This window comes from Stenotrophomonas sp. YJH_SMC_82 (assembly GCF_059368875.1).
On the sequence record NZ_JCAFSE010000002.1, the window covers coordinates 120,041 to 134,539 of the forward strand.

16 protein-coding genes, 1 tRNA gene and 2 pseudogenes are annotated in these 14,499 nt (G+C 65.3%); 7 read left to right on the forward strand and 12 right to left on the reverse strand.

Annotated features, from left to right (window positions below; all coding sequences use genetic code 11):
* Positions 1-16 precede the first annotated feature (16 nt).
* Together AC5P53_RS08020 and AC5P53_RS08025 are read right to left on the reverse strand one after the other, a co-directional pair.
* Positions 17-430 carry a DUF6691 family protein gene (locus AC5P53_RS08020; protein WP_134808806.1) on the reverse strand — a complete coding sequence of 138 codons (414 nt, stop codon included), beginning with the start codon at positions 428-430 and terminating at the stop codon, positions 17-19.
* Entirely contained in the window at positions 427-864 is a 438-nt protein-coding gene (locus AC5P53_RS08025) for a YeeE/YedE family protein (RefSeq protein WP_134808805.1), read from the reverse strand. The genes AC5P53_RS08020 and AC5P53_RS08025 overlap by 4 nt, the downstream gene beginning before the upstream one ends.
* Positions 865-950: 86 nt before the next feature.
* Between AC5P53_RS08025 and AC5P53_RS08030 the strand changes: the two genes are divergently transcribed.
* A complete protein-coding gene (locus tag AC5P53_RS08030) occupies positions 951-1,274 on the forward strand; it encodes an ArsR/SmtB family transcription factor (RefSeq protein ID WP_049406519.1) in 324 nt (107 codons plus the stop codon).
* 3 nt (positions 1,275-1,277) lie between these two features.
* On the opposite strand, the gene AC5P53_RS08035 is transcribed toward AC5P53_RS08030, so the two are convergent.
* The 5 genes from AC5P53_RS08035 to AC5P53_RS08055 form a co-directional block, all read right to left on the reverse strand.
* Complete coding sequence (locus AC5P53_RS08035) at positions 1,278-1,706, reverse strand: BLUF domain-containing protein (RefSeq protein ID WP_495227240.1); 429 nt, start codon at positions 1,704-1,706, stop codon at positions 1,278-1,280.
* Between the two features lie 83 nt (positions 1,707-1,789).
* On the reverse strand, positions 1,790-2,923 hold the full coding sequence (locus tag AC5P53_RS08040; RefSeq protein WP_032957670.1) for a hybrid sensor histidine kinase/response regulator: 1,134 nt from the start codon (positions 2,921-2,923) through the stop codon (positions 1,790-1,792).
* Positions 2,920-3,495 carry a chemotaxis protein CheB gene (locus AC5P53_RS08045; RefSeq protein ID WP_046430340.1) on the reverse strand — a complete coding sequence of 192 codons (576 nt, stop codon included), beginning with the start codon at positions 3,493-3,495 and terminating at the stop codon, positions 2,920-2,922. The genes AC5P53_RS08040 and AC5P53_RS08045 overlap by 4 nt, the downstream gene beginning before the upstream one ends.
* Entirely contained in the window at positions 3,495-4,319 is an 825-nt protein-coding gene (locus AC5P53_RS08050; RefSeq protein ID WP_075076806.1) for a CheR family methyltransferase, read from the reverse strand. The genes AC5P53_RS08045 and AC5P53_RS08050 overlap by 1 nt, the downstream gene beginning before the upstream one ends.
* Positions 4,316-7,429 carry a response regulator gene (locus AC5P53_RS08055; RefSeq protein ID WP_241886754.1) on the reverse strand — a complete coding sequence of 1,038 codons (3,114 nt, stop codon included), beginning with the start codon at positions 7,427-7,429 and terminating at the stop codon, positions 4,316-4,318. Before AC5P53_RS08055 ends, AC5P53_RS08050 begins: the two co-directional genes overlap by 4 nt.
* 151 nt (positions 7,430-7,580) lie before the next feature.
* On the opposite strand from AC5P53_RS08055, the gene AC5P53_RS08060 reads away from it, so the two are divergent.
* Positions 7,581-8,744 carry a two-component system sensor histidine kinase NtrB gene (locus tag AC5P53_RS08060; RefSeq protein WP_401730139.1) on the forward strand — a complete coding sequence of 388 codons (1,164 nt, stop codon included), beginning with the start codon at positions 7,581-7,583 and terminating at the stop codon, positions 8,742-8,744.
* Positions 8,734-9,093 carry a response regulator gene (locus tag AC5P53_RS08065; protein ID WP_014646927.1) on the forward strand — a complete coding sequence of 120 codons (360 nt, stop codon included), beginning with the start codon at positions 8,734-8,736 and terminating at the stop codon, positions 9,091-9,093. The genes AC5P53_RS08060 and AC5P53_RS08065 overlap by 11 nt, the downstream gene beginning before the upstream one ends.
* An 85-nt stretch (positions 9,094-9,178) precedes the next feature.
* Here the strand turns inward: AC5P53_RS08065 and AC5P53_RS08070 are convergent.
* Positions 9,179-10,073 (reverse strand): annotated as a pseudogene (locus AC5P53_RS08070) (helix-turn-helix domain-containing protein).
* A gap of 146 nt (positions 10,074-10,219) precedes the next feature.
* Between AC5P53_RS08070 and AC5P53_RS08075 the strand changes: the two are divergent.
* Complete coding sequence (locus tag AC5P53_RS08075; protein WP_241886752.1) at positions 10,220-10,780, forward strand: GNAT family N-acetyltransferase; 561 nt, start codon at positions 10,220-10,222, stop codon at positions 10,778-10,780.
* A gap of 7 nt (positions 10,781-10,787) precedes the next feature.
* Here the strand turns inward: AC5P53_RS08075 and AC5P53_RS08080 are convergent, their stop codons facing one another.
* Entirely contained in the window at positions 10,788-11,252 is a 465-nt protein-coding gene (locus AC5P53_RS08080; protein WP_142234639.1) for a GNAT family N-acetyltransferase, read from the reverse strand.
* Positions 11,253-11,882: 630 nt separating this feature from the next.
* Positions 11,883-12,191 carry a hypothetical protein gene (locus tag AC5P53_RS08085; protein WP_142234638.1) on the reverse strand — a complete coding sequence of 103 codons (309 nt, stop codon included), beginning with the start codon at positions 12,189-12,191 and terminating at the stop codon, positions 11,883-11,885.
* Between the two features lie 100 nt (positions 12,192-12,291).
* Between AC5P53_RS08085 and AC5P53_RS08090 the strand changes: the two genes are divergently transcribed.
* The gene (locus tag AC5P53_RS08090) at positions 12,292-12,579 is read left to right on the forward strand and encodes a hypothetical protein (protein WP_241886751.1); all 288 of its coding nucleotides are present in this window, start codon (positions 12,292-12,294) and stop codon (positions 12,577-12,579) included.
* 278 nt (positions 12,580-12,857) lie between these two features.
* Positions 12,858-13,076 carry a tyrosine-type recombinase/integrase gene (locus AC5P53_RS08095; protein ID WP_241887017.1) on the forward strand — a complete coding sequence of 73 codons (219 nt, stop codon included), beginning with the start codon at positions 12,858-12,860 and terminating at the stop codon, positions 13,074-13,076.
* Positions 13,077-13,090: 14 nt separating this feature from the next.
* On the opposite strand, the gene AC5P53_RS08100 is transcribed toward AC5P53_RS08095, so the two are convergent.
* Both AC5P53_RS08100 and AC5P53_RS08105 read right to left on the reverse strand, forming a co-directional pair.
* Positions 13,091-13,984 carry a DUF2207 domain-containing protein gene (locus AC5P53_RS08100; RefSeq protein WP_142234637.1) on the reverse strand — a complete coding sequence of 298 codons (894 nt, stop codon included), beginning with the start codon at positions 13,982-13,984 and terminating at the stop codon, positions 13,091-13,093.
* 146 nt (positions 13,985-14,130) lie between these two features.
* Positions 14,131-14,234 (reverse strand) — tRNA-Ser (locus AC5P53_RS08105).
* A gap of 73 nt (positions 14,235-14,307) precedes the next feature.
* Between AC5P53_RS08105 and AC5P53_RS08110 the strand changes: the two are divergent.
* Positions 14,308-14,484: pseudogene (locus AC5P53_RS08110) on the forward strand (tyrosine-type recombinase/integrase); the annotation flags it as partial.
* Positions 14,485-14,499: the final 15 nt, after the last annotated feature.

Below are 14,499 nucleotides of genomic sequence, written 5' to 3' on the forward strand. Positions count from 1 at the left end.
ACACAGGGGTGAAGCCTCAGCGTACGACCCGATCGTGCAGCCAGAAACCTGCAAGCATCGCAGGCACGAACCACAGCCCTTCACGCGATGCGACTGCCAGCCCGGCGATGGCCGGTCCCGGGCAATAGCCAGCCCATCCCCAGCCGATACCGAACAGTGCGGCGCCCAGCAGCAGGCGCGCATCGACATCACGCGCACTGGGCAGCTGGAAGCGCACCGCGAACCACGGCTGCGCGCGGCGCAGCACCCAGCGCTGGCCGACCGCACTGACCAGCAGCGCCGAGCCCAGCACCCACACCAGGGTGGGATCGAAATCACCTGCAATGTCGAGGAAGCCGAGCACACGGCGCGCGTCGGTCATCCCCGAAAGCGCCAGCCCCGCACCGAACAGCGCACCCGCCGCTGCCGCGGCCCCTGTCGCGCGGCTCATGCCGGGCCTCCGCCGTGGCGGATGAGGAACGTCGTCAGCATCGCGCAGGCCATGAACACCAGCACCGCCAGCAGCGAGCGCTTCGAGCCGCGAGCCATGCCACAGACGCCGTGACCACTGGTACAGCCACTGCCCAAGCGGGTGCCGAAGCCCACCAGCAGGCCGGCGCCGATCAACTGCCAGGCAGGCAAGGCATCGCGCAACTGTACCCGCGGCAACGCTTCGGGCAGCGACTGCCACCACAGCACCAGCCCGGCCGCCGCGAGCAGGCCAGACAGGAAGGCCCAGCGCCATCCGCGCTCGCCTTCCGCTGCGCGCAGGCTGCCTGCGGCGATCCCGCTGATACCGGCCACACGCCCGAGGGTGGCGAGCAACAGCACTGCGGCGGCGCCGATCAACCCACCGCCGGCTACCGCAGTCCACGGCAGGTTCATGCCCCGCCCTCATTCACGCCCTTCATGGGATTGCCCTTTTATTTAGATTTATCTAAATTAGACACGTCTAAACAAAAAGGTCAACCATGCCCAGCACCCCGCTCGACAGTGCCGCGATGGCCAAGCACGCCGCGCAGGCCGCTGCCCTGCTCAAGCGCCTGGCCCATCCTGCCCGCTTGCGCGTGCTGTGCCGCCTGGTCGAAGGCGAAGCGCCGGTACCGGAGCTGCAGGCGCTGACCGGATTGAGTGCGTCCGCGCTGTCGCAGCACCTGGCTGTGCTGCGCGATATGGACATCGTGGCGACCCGGCGCGAAGCACAGGCCATCCACTACCGCATGCAGGAAGGGCCCGCATTGGGCGTGCTGCAGGCGCTGCATGCCGCCTATTGCGGCGGCGGCGCCTCGGGCTGACGCTCAGCCGGCGTGCAGTGCTGGCTGCACAATGTTGTCGAGCAGGTCCACCGGCGTCGGCGCGGAGCGATCACCCTGCAGCGTACGGGTAAAGCCCGACCAGTCACTGGATGACAGCTGGCGCAACAGCGCCTCCTCCACCGGCAGCGCGCGCATCGACCAGTACGGAAACTGGCGCTGGCCCAGGCGGCCGCGCGCCAGTTCAATGATGTCGATATGGCTGCCGGCCTGCAGGATGCGTTCGTAGACCGAACCGATGCCATCCGGCGGCCCTTCGATGTACTGCAGGAAACGCCCGCCGTCGTGCAGCAGCACGCCGGTCACGCCGGCCATCTTGTTGAAGCGGGCCGCATCGTCGACCAGCGCCTGCAGCCGTCGAGCGGAGAGATCCGGCAGCGCCCGGCTGACATAGGCGATCGCACGCAGTGGCATGGTGCTTCCTTGGCAATATCTGCCGCCACGGTAGCAGTTGCGGACGAGCCCGTCTCAGATCCACGCGTCGCTTGCTGAAGGATTCAGCTGGCCGCCGTTGCCGGGCTTTCAGAGCGCCGTGGCAGCGTCGCCTCGAACACCACCTGCCCCGCCTCGTTGCGCGCGCCGATGTGGCCGCCGTGCGCGCGGACGAACTGATCAACGATGTACAGGCCCAGCCCCAGGCCATTGCTGGGGTGGAAACTGGCCTTGAACGGCTCGAACAATCGCGGCAGCAGCGCGTCGTCGATCCGCCCGGCGTTGCTTACCCGCAGCAGCACGCTGCGCGGATCGCGGCCGTCCACCTCCACCCTCGCCTCGCTGCCATGGGTAAGCGCGTTGCCGACCAGGTTCGCGGCGACCTGGCCAAGCCGATCCAGATCACCCTGCAGGCGGGTATCGCCCTGCATGTCGAGATGCACCCGTGCGTGGCCGTGGGCGCTGCCCGCTTCGGCCACCACGGCACGCGTCACTTCCGCAAGATCGCAGGCACTTGCCTGCAGGCGCAGGCCGCCGCTGCGGATCCGCGAAAAGTCCAGCAGCTGCTCGACCATCCGCGCCATGCGCAGGGTGCTGGCTTCCAGGTGCTTCAGGGTCTGCTGCGCACCGGCATTGTCCTCTGGAAGCTCCAGCGCCAGCTTGTCGGCACACAGCAGGATCGCCGACAGCGGCGTGCGCAGGTCATGGGTGAGCACGGCCGCCATCGTCTCGTTGAGCTTGAGCGAACGTTCCAGCGCCTCGTTGCGCGCCTTCAGCAGCTGGCGCTGCTGGTAGAGCTCGATGAAGACGTTGACCTTGCTCAGGATCACCTGCGGTGCGACCGGCTTGTGCAGGAAATCGACCGCACCGGTTTCGTAGCCCTTGAAGGCACGCACCGGGTCATCCGGCGAGGCGGTCAGGAAGATGATCGGCACATCGCGGCTGCGGTGCGAACCGCGCATCAGCTCGGCCAGGGTGAAACCATCGATCTCCGGCATGTGCACATCCAGCAATGCCAGCGCCACCTCGTGCTCCAGCAGCAGCTCCAGCGCCTGCGCACCCGAGCCCGCAAGCAGCAGGTTCACGCCCTCGCGCTGCAGCAGCGCCTGCATGGCTACCAGGTTCTGCGGCACGTCATCGACGATCAGCAGGTTGACCGGGGTCTGCGACTGCGCAGGGTCCGGTGGCAACAGGTTCATGCAAACAACTCCTTCAGGCGACGGCACATCAGTTCAAGGGGCAGCACGGCATCGGCGCCAGCGTGCTGCAGGGCGGAGGCCGGCATCATCGATGCCTCGGCCTCCTCGGGACATTGCAGCCAGGCGCGGCCACCAGCGGCGCGCACGGCGGCCACGCCTTCGCTGCCATCACTGCTGGCACCGGTCAGCAGCAGGGCCAGCACCTGCGCGCCGAACACCGCTGCCGCCGACTCGAACAGCGGATCGATGGCCGGGCGAGAAAACAGCACCGGGGCGTCCACCGACAGCGCCAGCGAACCGGCGTCTTCCACCAGCAGGTGATAGTCCGGTGGCGCAAAGGTCACCGTGCCAGGCTGCAGCGGCTGCTTGTCTTCGGCCTCGCGCACCGGCAGCGCGCAGTACGGCGCCAGCACTTCGGCGATGCGGCTGCTGCGATCGCGTGGCAGGTGCAGCACTGCCAGCACCGGCGCCGGCAGTGCCGCAGGCAGCGCGCCAAGCACCGTCTGCAGCGCTGCGACCCCACCCGCAGAGGCCCCGATCACCAGCACGGCCGGTCGTATCGGCAGGCTCATCAGGCGACTTTCCGGTACAGGCGATGCTCGCGCGAGCAGACCTCGAACGCACCGTGGTGGCGCCCGAACTGCAGCGACTCCTTGCTGCCCAGGCCAAGGAAGCCGCGATGCACCAGCGCATCACGGAACAGGCCCACCGCGCGATCCTGCAGGTCGCGGTTGAAATAGATCAGCACGTTGCGGCACGACACCAGGTGCACTTCGGAGAACACGGTGTCGGTGGCCAGGCTGTGGTCGGCGAACACCACGTTGCGGCGCAGCTGGCGGTTGAACACCGCGCCATCGTAGGCCGTGGCGTAGTAGTCGGAGAGCGAAGCGGTGCCGCCGGCCGCCAGGTAGTTGCGGCTGAACTGGGCCATGCGGTCGATGCCATAGGCGCCGGCTTCGGCGGTGGCCAGCGCTGCCGGATTGATGTCGGTGGCGTAAACGATGCTGCGCTCGAGCAGGTCTTCCTCGTGCAGCAGGATCGCCAGTGACCACACTTCCTCGCCCGTACTGCAGCCAGCCACCCACAGCTTCACCGAGGGATAGGTGCGCAGCACCGGCACCACCTGCTCGCGCAGCTCACGGAAATAGGCCGGGTCACGGAACATCTCCGACACCTGCACTGTGAAGAACTGCATCGCCTGCGCGAACAGGTCCGGCTCGTGCAGCAGGCGGTGCTGCAGGTCGGCCAGCCGCTCGCACTCGTAGCGCTGCATGGCCTGGCGGATGCGCCGCCGCAGCGACGATACCGCGTAGCTGCGGAAGTCGTAGTGGTAGCGCTGGTACAGCGCTTCCAGCAGCACCTTCAGTTCCAGGTCGAACAGCGCCTGCTCGTTCATTGCCGCGAGCACCAGACACGGCACAGCGAGACCAGCTTGTCGACATCGATGGGCTTGGCGATGTAATCGTTGGCACCGGCCTGCAGGCATCGCTCACGGTCGTCCGGCATGGCCTTGGCGGTCAGCGCGATGATCGGCAGGTCCTGCAGGTGGCGCTGTGCGCGGATCTCGCGCATCGCGGCCAGCCCATCCTTCTCCGGCATCATGATGTCCATCAGCACCAGATCGACCTCGCGCTCGGCCAGGCGATCCACCGCTTCCTGGCCATTGCGCGCGATCTCCAGCGTGACGCCGAGCGGTTCGAGCACGCTGGACAGCGCGAAGATGTTGCGGACATCGTCTTCGGCCAGCAGCACGGTACGGCCATCGAGCACGGTGTCGCGACGGCGCGCTTCGCGCAGCAGGCGCTGCTGGTCGGTCGGCAGGCTGGCCTCGACGCTGTGCAGGAACAGGGTCACTTCATCCAGCAGGCGTTCCGGCGAACGCGCACCCTTGATGATGATGCTCTTGGAATAGCGGCGCAGGCGCTGCTCTTCCTCGCGGCTGAGCGCGCGGCCGGTATAGACGATCACCGGCGGGAAACCGACCTCATCGTTGCCGGCCATGTGTTCAAGCAGGTCGTAGCCGCTGCCGTCGGGCAGCGACAGGTCCATCACCATGCAGTCGAACGTGACCGTGCTGAGCTGTTCCAGTGCGCCGGCCAGGGTGCCCACCGCGACGATCTGCAGCTGGTCGCGGCCCAGCAGCAGTTCCAGGTTGCTGCGCAGCTCGCTGTCGTCCTCGACGATCAGCAGGCGCCGCACGTCGCGCTGGCTGGTCTGTTCCAGCTGCTCGATGGCCGTCACCAGCCGCTCGCGCGTGGTCGGCTTGATCGCGAAGCCGATCGCGCCCAGCTCGCGCGCCACCTGGCTGCGGTCCGTTGCCGAGACCACATGCACCGGGATGTGGCGGGTTTCGGGGTTGCGCTTCAGGCGCTCCAGCACGCTCAGGCCCGACACGTCCGGCAGGCCGATATCAAGCAGGATGCCGTTCGGACGCAGCTCACTGGCAAGTGTCAGCGCTTCTTCCGCCGTACCCGCCACCACGCAGTCGAAGTCCAGTTCATGGGCCAGGGCCACCAGTGCTTCGGCAAACGTGGCATCGTCCTCGACCGCCAGGATCAGGCGCCCGGCGCGCTGGCGGCGGCCGCGGTCGTCGGCCACGCCGGCCGACGCAGTGGCCGGCGCCGCCGCAGTGGCAGCGCGCACCGGCGCCGGCGGCAGCACGGCAGATGTCCGTGCCGGCGCCGGCACTGCCACGGGGGCCTCGGCAGCCTCGGCTGCGCTCGCCGCGGGGGCGCCCTGCAATGGCAGCTCCAGGATGAAGCAGCTCCCGCGCCCGGGCTCGCTGTCGACCTGGATCTGGCCGCCCATGCGCTCGGCCAGATCGCGCGAGATCGACAGGCCCAGGCCGGTACCGCCGTAGCGACGGCGGGTGCTGCCGTCGGCCTGGCGGAAGGCTTCAAAGATGACGTCCAGCTGCTCGCGGGCGATGCCGATGCCGGTGTCGCAGACCTCGAACCGGATGCGGCCATTGCCGGCCGCACGCACGTGCAGGCTGACCTTTCCGTGCTCGGTGAACTTCACCGCGTTGGCCAGCAGGTTCTTCAGGATCTGCTGCAGCCGCTGGCTGTCGACCACCAGCTGGCTCGGTGCCAGCGCATCGGCTTCGATCTGCAGGGCCAGGCCCTTCTGCCGCGCCATCGGCTCGAAGGTCTCGCGCAGGCGCTGCAGCGCGCTGTCGACCACCACCACTTCATCGGACAGCTCGACATGGCCGGCCTCGATGCGCGACAGGTCGAGGATGTCGTTGATCAGTGCCAACAGATCGTTGTTGGACGAGAGGATCGCACGGGCGTACTTCACCTGTTCCTCGGTGAGCGTGCCGTCCTTGTTGTCGGCCAGCAGCTTGGCCAGGATCAGCGAGCTGTTCAGCGGCGTGCGCAGTTCGTGCGACATGTTGGCCAGGAACTCGGACTTGTAGCGCGACGTCGCGGCCAGTTCGTTGCTGTTGCGCACCAGCTGGCTCTGCGCGACCAGCAGCGCCTGCTTCTGCGCCTCCAGCTCGTGGGTGCGCTCTTCCAGCTGCACGTTGCTCTGTTCCAGCTCGGCCTGCTGTTCTTCCAGGTGGCTCTGCGACTGCAGCAGGCTGCGGCTCTGCTCTTCCAGTTCCTCGTTGGCCACGCGCAGCTCTTCCTGCTGGGCCTGCAGCTCCTCGCCCTGGCGCTGCGACTCTTCCAGCAGCACCACCAGTTGCGCACGCAACAGCGATGCGCGCAGCGCCATGCCGATGGTCTCGGCACAGCGCTCCAGCAGCTCGCGATCCAGATCACGCTGTTCACCGACCCGGGCGCGGCCCAGTTCGATGATGCCGACCACGGCACCGTCGCTGCTGAGCGGCGCCAGGATGCGCTCGCGCACCGGCAGCCGGCCCAGGCTGGTCTGCAGTTCAAGCACGGCGGCATCGTCGCCATGCAGGTGGCGGATCCGTTCATCACGAGCGACCTGCCCGGCCAGCCCTTCGTGCAGGGCCAGCGAGGCCGGCGCGCCCGAAGGCAGCGCCATGCCACCGGTCAGCTGCAGCCGTCCGCCTTCCAGCCGATAGACCGCACCGACCTCCGCGTCCAGCTGCCCGGCCAGGCTCGTCGCAGCCGCCTCGGCGATCTGCTCCGGCCCCAGGTCACCGCGCAGGCTCGACGCCACCGCGTTCTCGGCCTCCTGCAGCCAGAGCGCGCGCATGGCCTGGCGGCGGGCCTGGATGGCGCGCGAGACGATCAGCGCGATCATCAGGAAGGCGCAGCCACCGATGGTGCGGTTGACGAACGAGAACGACGAGTTGTTGCTGGCGGGCGCCACGTTGAAGCCGATCACCAGCAGGACACAGGCGATCATCGCGACCACGAACGGCGCGCGCGCACTGCGCTGGAACACCGTGACGCCCACGGCCAGGAAATAGGCCAGCCAGACCGCGTATCCCAGCGGCACCACCAGTTCCAGCGCGATGGTCGCCGCCAGCAATACGGCAGAGGTCATCCAGATCCAGCGGTCACGCGTAGTCGCACCAGGACGCATGCAGGTCGGTTCCAGAAGGCAAAGGGTGGAAGATGGTACTCCGTGTCGCATTCAGCCGCACAGGACAAATGGCACGTGTCAGGTGTGCACGCATCCTTCACACTTGAATGCCTAGCTTCACGTCCCTCACAGGGGTAACACTTATCTACACGTGGACGCAGCTGCCTCTACGACGTCCGTGCTGACGGACCCTTCCCGACAACTGCGATTGCTGATCGACAGCGTGCGCGACCATGCGCTGTACCTGCTTGATCCTGAAGGCATCGTCTGCAGCTGGAACCCGGGCGCCGAGCGCATCAAGGGCTATTCAGCCGATGAAGTGGTGGGTACGCACTTCGGTCGATTCTACCTGGCCACCGAGCGCGAGGCCGGCGAACCGCAGCGCCTGCTCCGCCTCGCGGCGCAGCAGGGCCATGTTGCAAGCGAGGGCTGGCGGGTACGCCGCGACGGCTCCTCGTTCCGCGCCAGCGTGGTCATCGAGCCGGTCGTTGAAGCGGGCGAACTGCTTGGCTTCGTCAAGATCACCCGCGACATCACCGAGCAATGGCAGGCACAGCGACTGCTGCGCGATGCCCAGCGTGCGCTGCGCAACACCCAGCAGTTCGAGACGGTCGGCCGGCTCAGCCGCGGCCTGTCGCACGAGTTCAACAACCTGCTGACCACCATCGGCAACGCACTGGACCTGCTGTCGCTACGCGTCCGCGGTGACGATGCACGCGCCGCCGAGCTGCTGGACGCTGCGCAGGCGGCCACCGACCGCGGCGCCCTGCTGACCCGCCAGCTGCTGGCCTTCAGCACGGGCCAGACCCTGATCCGCGAACCGCTGGACATCAACACGCTGGTACAGCAATGGCTGCCGGGCCTGCAGCGCGCCTGCCCACCCACGGTGACGCTGGACGCCTGCCTCACGCCGGGCCTGCCGCAGGTGTGCACCGACGCGATGCAGCTGCAGGCTGCCCTGGCCAACCTGGTGGCAAATGCCGTGGAGGCCACCATCGATGGCGGGCGCATCCTGATCGGCACCGCGCTGGAACATCGGCTCGACCCGGATGCGGACACTACGCTGCAACGCGGCTATGTCACCCTCAGCGTCTGTGACGAAGGCCATGGCATGGCGGCCGACATCGCCGAGCGCGCCAGCGAGCCCTTCTTCACCACCAAGGACATCGGCAAGGGCAGCGGCCTGGGCCTGAGCCAGGTGTTCGGATTCACTACCCAGAGCGGCGGCTTCGTCGATGTGTCCACCACGCCCGGTGTCGGCACGACGGTAAGCCTGCTGTTACCCGCATCAGAGGAAGCAACCCATGACCGATGAACCCATCCGCGTACTGATGGTGGAGGACCAGAACGATCTGCGCGAGATGATCGGCCTGGCCCTGCGCGATTTCGGCATCGAGGTCGCCACCACCGCCGATGGCCACGAGGCGGCGGAGCTGCTCAAGGGCGAGGCGCGTTTTGACGTGGTGTTCAGCGATGTCAGCATGCCCAACGGCATGTCCGGCATCGAACTCAGCGAGCACGTCGCCCGCGAACAGCCGCAGGCACGCATGATCCTGTCCTCCGGCTATGCGCGCTCGCAGCTGCCGCCGCTGCCGGAGCAGGTGGAGTTCCTGCCCAAGCCCTATCGCCTGCGCCAGCTGGTCGAGCTGTTGAAGCAGGATTGACCTTTCGCCAGGCCTGGCGAAGCCGATCTGCGGGTGCTGGGGCCCTACCGCCGCGACTGCGTGGTCGAACGCGTGCTCGGCGGGGTTACCGAGGATCTGCTGCCCGAATTGCCGGCACCGCTGTTCGCATCCCACCAGCGCCGCCCTGCCCTCGCACGGCGGTAGCCAGTCAGCGACTGCCCGGTGTGCCGCCGGAAGTAGCGGCACAGGTAGGACGCATCCTCGAAGCACAATCGCTCGGCGATGCGCCCGATCGGGAGCTCGCTGTAGCTCAGCAGCGCCTTGATCTCCAGCACCACCTGGCGGTCGATCAACGCCTTGGGTGTTTCATCGAAGCACTCGCGGGTCAGCTGTGAAAGATAGAACGGTGTGATGCACAACGCATCGGCATAAGACTGCACGTCGCGCTGGCGGGTACTGCGCTGGCCGACCAGTTCCCAGAAATTCCAGGCCAGGCGCTCGCGCCGGCTGACCGGCGCTGCGGCCCCCTTCTGTGCCGGCAACAGCGTGGCGAATTTCAGGAAAAAGGTCTGCAGTAGATTGCGCAGCATCACGTGCCGATAGCGGCCCCCAGTATGTTGCGCGTCCATCAGCTGCTGCAGCCAGCCCTGCAGGAGCGGCACCTCCAGCGGCGACGGCACGCAATGGGGATGCTCATGCAGGAACTTGAACAGCGCGTTGGGCAGTACGTAGGCCACCTCCGACGCCAGCGCCTTCGGCATCAGGCAGACCACCGCCAGGAAGCCACGCGATCGCTTCCGCAGCAGCGCCAGCGTGTCCTCGGCCAGCACCAGCACGTCGTGCCGCTGCACCGCCACCTCACGGAAGTTCAGTGCGAAGCGCGCACGCCCGGACACGCACACCAGTACCGCCAGATACGCGTGCCCGAACGACAGCGGAACCCCCTGCCCCTCGGCCAGCGTACTGACCTCCAGGCGCATCGATTCGTCCTGATCCAGAAGCTGGGGTATGCGGTCCATTGGCCGATCCGGCTGCATTCCGGGGCACAGCATACCTGCGCCAACGAGGCAGTTGTGAAAAGTACCGAAAACATCAAGGTCCCGCCCTGTGCCGGTAACGCGGCACGGCCTAGCCTGTGCGCTCTCTTCCTGCCCCTGGAACGGCCATGCCGCTGCATACCGAACGCTTGATCCTGCGCCCCTGGCGCGACACCGACGCCGCCGACCTGTACGAATACGCCCGCGACCTGCGCGTCGGGCCCATCGCCGGATGGCCAGCCCACACCAGCATCGAGGAAAGTACCGAGATCATCCGCACCGTGTTCAACCGGCCGGAGGTCTATGCCCTGCAGAGCCGCGAAGATGGCCACGCCATCGGCTGCGTCGGCATCCTGATCGGTGCCGACAGCAACTTCGAGATCGGCGAGCGCGAAGGCGAGATCGCCTACTGGATCGGCGTACCGTACTGGGGGCGCGGCCTGGTGCCCGAAGCAGTGCGCGAAGTGATGCGGCACGCCTTCCTCGGCCTGCGCCTGGACGCACTGTGGTGCGGCTACTTCACCGACAACCTGCAGTCCCTGAGCGTACAGAGCAAATGCGGTTTCCAGCATCACCATACCGAAGTGAACAAGTTCAACAGCTTCCTCGGCGACTACCGCACCGAACACATCAGCCGCATCACCCGCGAGCAATGGCAGGCGCAACAGGCTTCCGTGCTGCGCGCGTGATCACCACTCAGCCGGCACGGTGCTGCATGAACAGCAGTTCCGGCGTCGAAGCGTCTTCCATCGGCTGAAAGCCCAGGTCGCGGTACAGGGTCACCGCCGCGACGTTGTCACGATAGACACGCAGGGTCAGCCGCTCCGCCCCGGGCGACTGCAACGCCTGCGCCATCAGCGCCTGCATCAGTACACGTCCCAGTCCACGCCCGCGTGCCCGCGGCGAAACGATGATGCGGCCCAGGTGCAGCGTGCCGGAGGTCGTTGGCCAGTACTGGCCGAAACCAAGGCAGTGGCCATGCGCATCCAGCAGCACCCAGCCCGGGCGCTGCTGCAGTTGCAGTGCGTGCGCGAATGCGTCCGGCACGAGCGGATACGCCACGCCGGGACCGGCCCAGCGCCGGGTTGCGCTGGCCGAATCCAGCCACGCGCCGATGGCGGCGAAGTGCGGAGGCTGCACGGGGCGAAGGTACTCAGTCATGGCGTGCGCGCAAGGAAGGATGGCCGCCATGGTGCGCGATCCCGGCGGCCGGATCACGTTGCACGGCAGCGCTTGAATTTTGTACCAGGGCAATAAGCAATGCCGATCGTCCACCGCCGCCACACCTGACAATCCCTTTTTTCCTTCTGCCCTCGGGATCCGGCATGATCCCCGGCCTCAGCGCCTTTCCTCTTACGCCGGTGACCGAATCGGGCATCGACCTGCACGCCTTCGCTGGGCTGGTCGAGCGACTCGCAGCCGCTAGCGTGGACTCGATGGGCGTGCTCGACTCAACTCCTTCGCGTGGCGCCACTCAAGCACCACGGTTGTGCTGCATCCTAGCGTGCGGCAGCGAAGTTGATCTGTGTCATTCGATACGAATCACGCTTTAGAGGCATCGACTTCGAGATGCTACCATCCAAGCGTCACTTCATAGGGATATAAAGCATGGGTGGTTTCAGCATCTGGCATTGGATCATCCTGCTGGCGGTTATCCTGATCCCAGTAGCGATTATTGCGATAGTCCTTGCACTCAGTCGCCGCAAGAAATAAGAAGCCAATTGAGAGTTCAAACAAAATGGGGCCGCTAAAGCGGCCCCATTTGCCTATTGCAAGTCGCCCAACACGCCATCAGCGGATCATATACTCGACGTTGCAAACCTTAGCGACCCCGGCGCCACTACAGGTAATTGCCTTGACACTACCCGTCGACGGCGGACCAGATGCCGACATCGTTGCACCGAGACCCTGAAGATGGGTGACCATCCTTGCAAGATTCTCTCCGCCGTAGTCAGTCCAAGTACCACTCACCTGCTGAATATCGGTCGGAATCAACTGCCCTGCGGCGGTACGCTCACTACCGACTTCGGACTGTCCATTCTGATGCTCGAGGTTGACGACGACAACAACCGAGGAGCCGTCCTTAAACACGACCTTCATTATGATCCTCGCTTGATCGCGCAGGCCTGTGTAGTTCGTAACGTGCTGGAGTAGGTCGCTCCAATACCGTACCGTCCGCCTGGGTGGTCAGCTTTTCGAAGTGAAACGTTACAGGGCCATCGTTGGTGTACGGGTTCCAGTCGATGCCTATGCGCGGCGCAATTACTTCTACTGCGCCGCCGTCGTCGGCCCGCTGCTGGCGCTGCTCGCGCGCGCCATCTACACCGATGCCGGCTCACTCCTCCCACCCTTTGCTGCTGGCGTTGTCTTCTTCACCTGGTGCGGCGTGCGCGACCTGCGGCGCAACTGGCCCGCGTTCCGCGACGAGATGCGGCAGCACTCGGCTGAGAGAGCGCGCACAGCGCTACCCGCCGACGACACCCACTGACCCCTGCCCTGCGCTCTCCCCCTGTAGCGCAGGGAGCCCGTGCCGGCCGGGTTCCAACAGCCGGCAACCCATCCACGGAGGTCGCTTGCGCAACCAGCTCGACATTTTCAGCTTCCCGCCCGACAAGAAGGTCGACCCGCGCACCCTGCTCCCGTTCGATCCGCAGTGGCGAAGGCAGAACCGAGTCAGGGAGGTGGCGGGAGGTTCCACTGAACCGCTATGCCAGGTGGGCGTTGCGCCACCTGCCCGATCCGCTCGTAGTGGTGCACAAGGACACCGTGTCGGACTGGTTCAAAAGAGATTCGGAGCGGGCCGGGGTCGGTGGCCACTTACACCGGCTCCGGCATACCTTTTGCGCGCATCTCGTGATGGCAGGTGTGCCGCTGCGGCGTGTCCAACTGCCTGCCGGACACGCAGAATACGCTACAAACGAGAAGTACTACGCCCATCTGACACCGGACGGCGACGACACGGCTGTCGCAGCTCTAAGGTTCTGATTGCCATCCCAGAGTCATCCGCGTACCAACTTGGAAATTGATGCCATCAGATCCGCAACCAATTTGGGATCCAAGCCATGGCTGGAGTCATCGGCAGGGCGATAGCCTTCAGGCGCAGGTTCAATGACAGTCGTTGCGAGCTGCAGGCGCTGCTGATCCGATTCAGCCCAAGCGGCAACTAATGCGGCTTCCTTCAAGGCCAGAGCGTTCAAATCAGCGTGAACGGCACGAGACTCCACTAGCGACGCTCTATAGAGCCTCAAGAAGAAGAACGCGAACACCTCCAGCATCACAATTACACCAAGTTTTGGCAGATAAGCCCATAACACTTGCTCCCACCGAAGGGAATACATCGGGATGGGCGGGAACGCAAAAGCCAGGAGAATTAGAACGGCTCCCACCGCTATGCCGCTTCCGGTTACCAAGCTGACTTGAGATCGCTTATTGATTTGAGAAGCATTTTCGAGCAAACGCTTTCTCGCTTCGTCAATGACCGCACGCGAATGCCGTAGTAGCCGATCTGCACCTGAACTATCATCCTGTGCTGACTCGCGGAATCTACTGCCCAAGTCGCTCAACACGTTGCGCAGATCAGTAATTTCCTCTTCCGTGAGGCTGTTGGCCCTCATCGGAGTGATGGTCACCGTTGCAGTACTTCCCAGGGTGATTTTTCCGCGGAGGTATAGGCTGACAATGTCGGCGGTGCATAGACCCGCGATGATCGCCGACGCGCTGATCATTAGAGTGCGCGGAAGACCGAGAGCATCTGAAAGTAGAATTGCCCCAACCACGCTGGCAAAGCCCGCGCCAATACCTAGTCCGTCAAGAGAAGCTCGCAGGTTAAGCAGCCGCTGAGCACGCTCGCTGGAGCCGCGACTTAATGCCGCCCTAGAGTGCTTCTGGGTCATAATCGTCCAGCATCCCTGACTAGAGTAGAGCACCAATGGACCCGGCCTGGCACGCAAACGCTGTGCCAACTGTGCCAAAACCTCACCAAAAAAGATCCAAATAGAGCACATCCTGCCAACGGCCGATAACGTAAGCCGTTGATTTATGGTGACCCCGGCCCGATTCGAACGGGCGACCTTCCCCTTAGGAGGGGGCTTCCACTGTGCCTTCAATCAACGACTTGCAAGCTGGATGGGACCAGCTTGGGTCCATTTTGCTCAAACGCCACGCTGCAGTGGCATGAGCGGGCGGACACTACTACGTCTCGCTCATACGCTCAGCCCTGCGCTTCCGCCCAGACTTCATCGAGAACCAACTGGCGCATGAAGTGAAGGATCTGAACGGACGGGCCTACAACCGCACGACCCACCTCGAGGAGCGTATCCGCATGATGCAGGAGTGGGCTGACTACCTAGATCGGCTGCGCTCCGGCAATGTGACGCGGCTACGGGTTGCTTGAGCGCCGGCACCTAGT

Coding starts and splice junctions, on each gene's coding strand:
- AC5P53_RS08055 (WP_241886754.1), bottom strand. CDS start 7,429: ATGCGTCCTGGTGCGACTACGCGTGACCGCTGGATCTGGATGACCTCT.
- AC5P53_RS08045 (WP_046430340.1), bottom strand. CDS start 3,495: ATGAGCCTGCCGATACGACCGGCCGTGCTGGTGATCGGGGCCTCTGCG.
- AC5P53_RS08075 (WP_241886752.1), top strand. CDS start 10,220: ATGCCGCTGCATACCGAACGCTTGATCCTGCGCCCCTGGCGCGACACC.
- AC5P53_RS08035 (WP_495227240.1), bottom strand. CDS start 1,706: ATGCCACTGCGTGCGATCGCCTATGTCAGCCGGGCGCTGCCGGATCTC.
- AC5P53_RS08100 (WP_142234637.1), bottom strand. CDS start 13,984: ATGACCCAGAAGCACTCTAGGGCGGCATTAAGTCGCGGCTCCAGCGAG.
- AC5P53_RS08065 (WP_014646927.1), top strand. CDS start 8,734: ATGACCGATGAACCCATCCGCGTACTGATGGTGGAGGACCAGAACGAT.
- AC5P53_RS08080 (WP_142234639.1), bottom strand. CDS start 11,252: ATGACTGAGTACCTTCGCCCCGTGCAGCCTCCGCACTTCGCCGCCATC.
- AC5P53_RS08030 (WP_049406519.1), top strand. CDS start 951: ATGCCCAGCACCCCGCTCGACAGTGCCGCGATGGCCAAGCACGCCGCG.
- AC5P53_RS08020 (WP_134808806.1), bottom strand. CDS start 430: ATGAGCCGCGCGACAGGGGCCGCGGCAGCGGCGGGTGCGCTGTTCGGT.
- AC5P53_RS08025 (WP_134808805.1), bottom strand. CDS start 864: ATGAACCTGCCGTGGACTGCGGTAGCCGGCGGTGGGTTGATCGGCGCC.
- AC5P53_RS08050 (WP_075076806.1), bottom strand. CDS start 4,319: ATGAACGAGCAGGCGCTGTTCGACCTGGAACTGAAGGTGCTGCTGGAA.
- AC5P53_RS08085 (WP_142234638.1), bottom strand. CDS start 12,191: ATGAAGGTCGTGTTTAAGGACGGCTCCTCGGTTGTTGTCGTCGTCAAC.
- AC5P53_RS08040 (WP_032957670.1), bottom strand. CDS start 2,923: ATGAACCTGTTGCCACCGGACCCTGCGCAGTCGCAGACCCCGGTCAAC.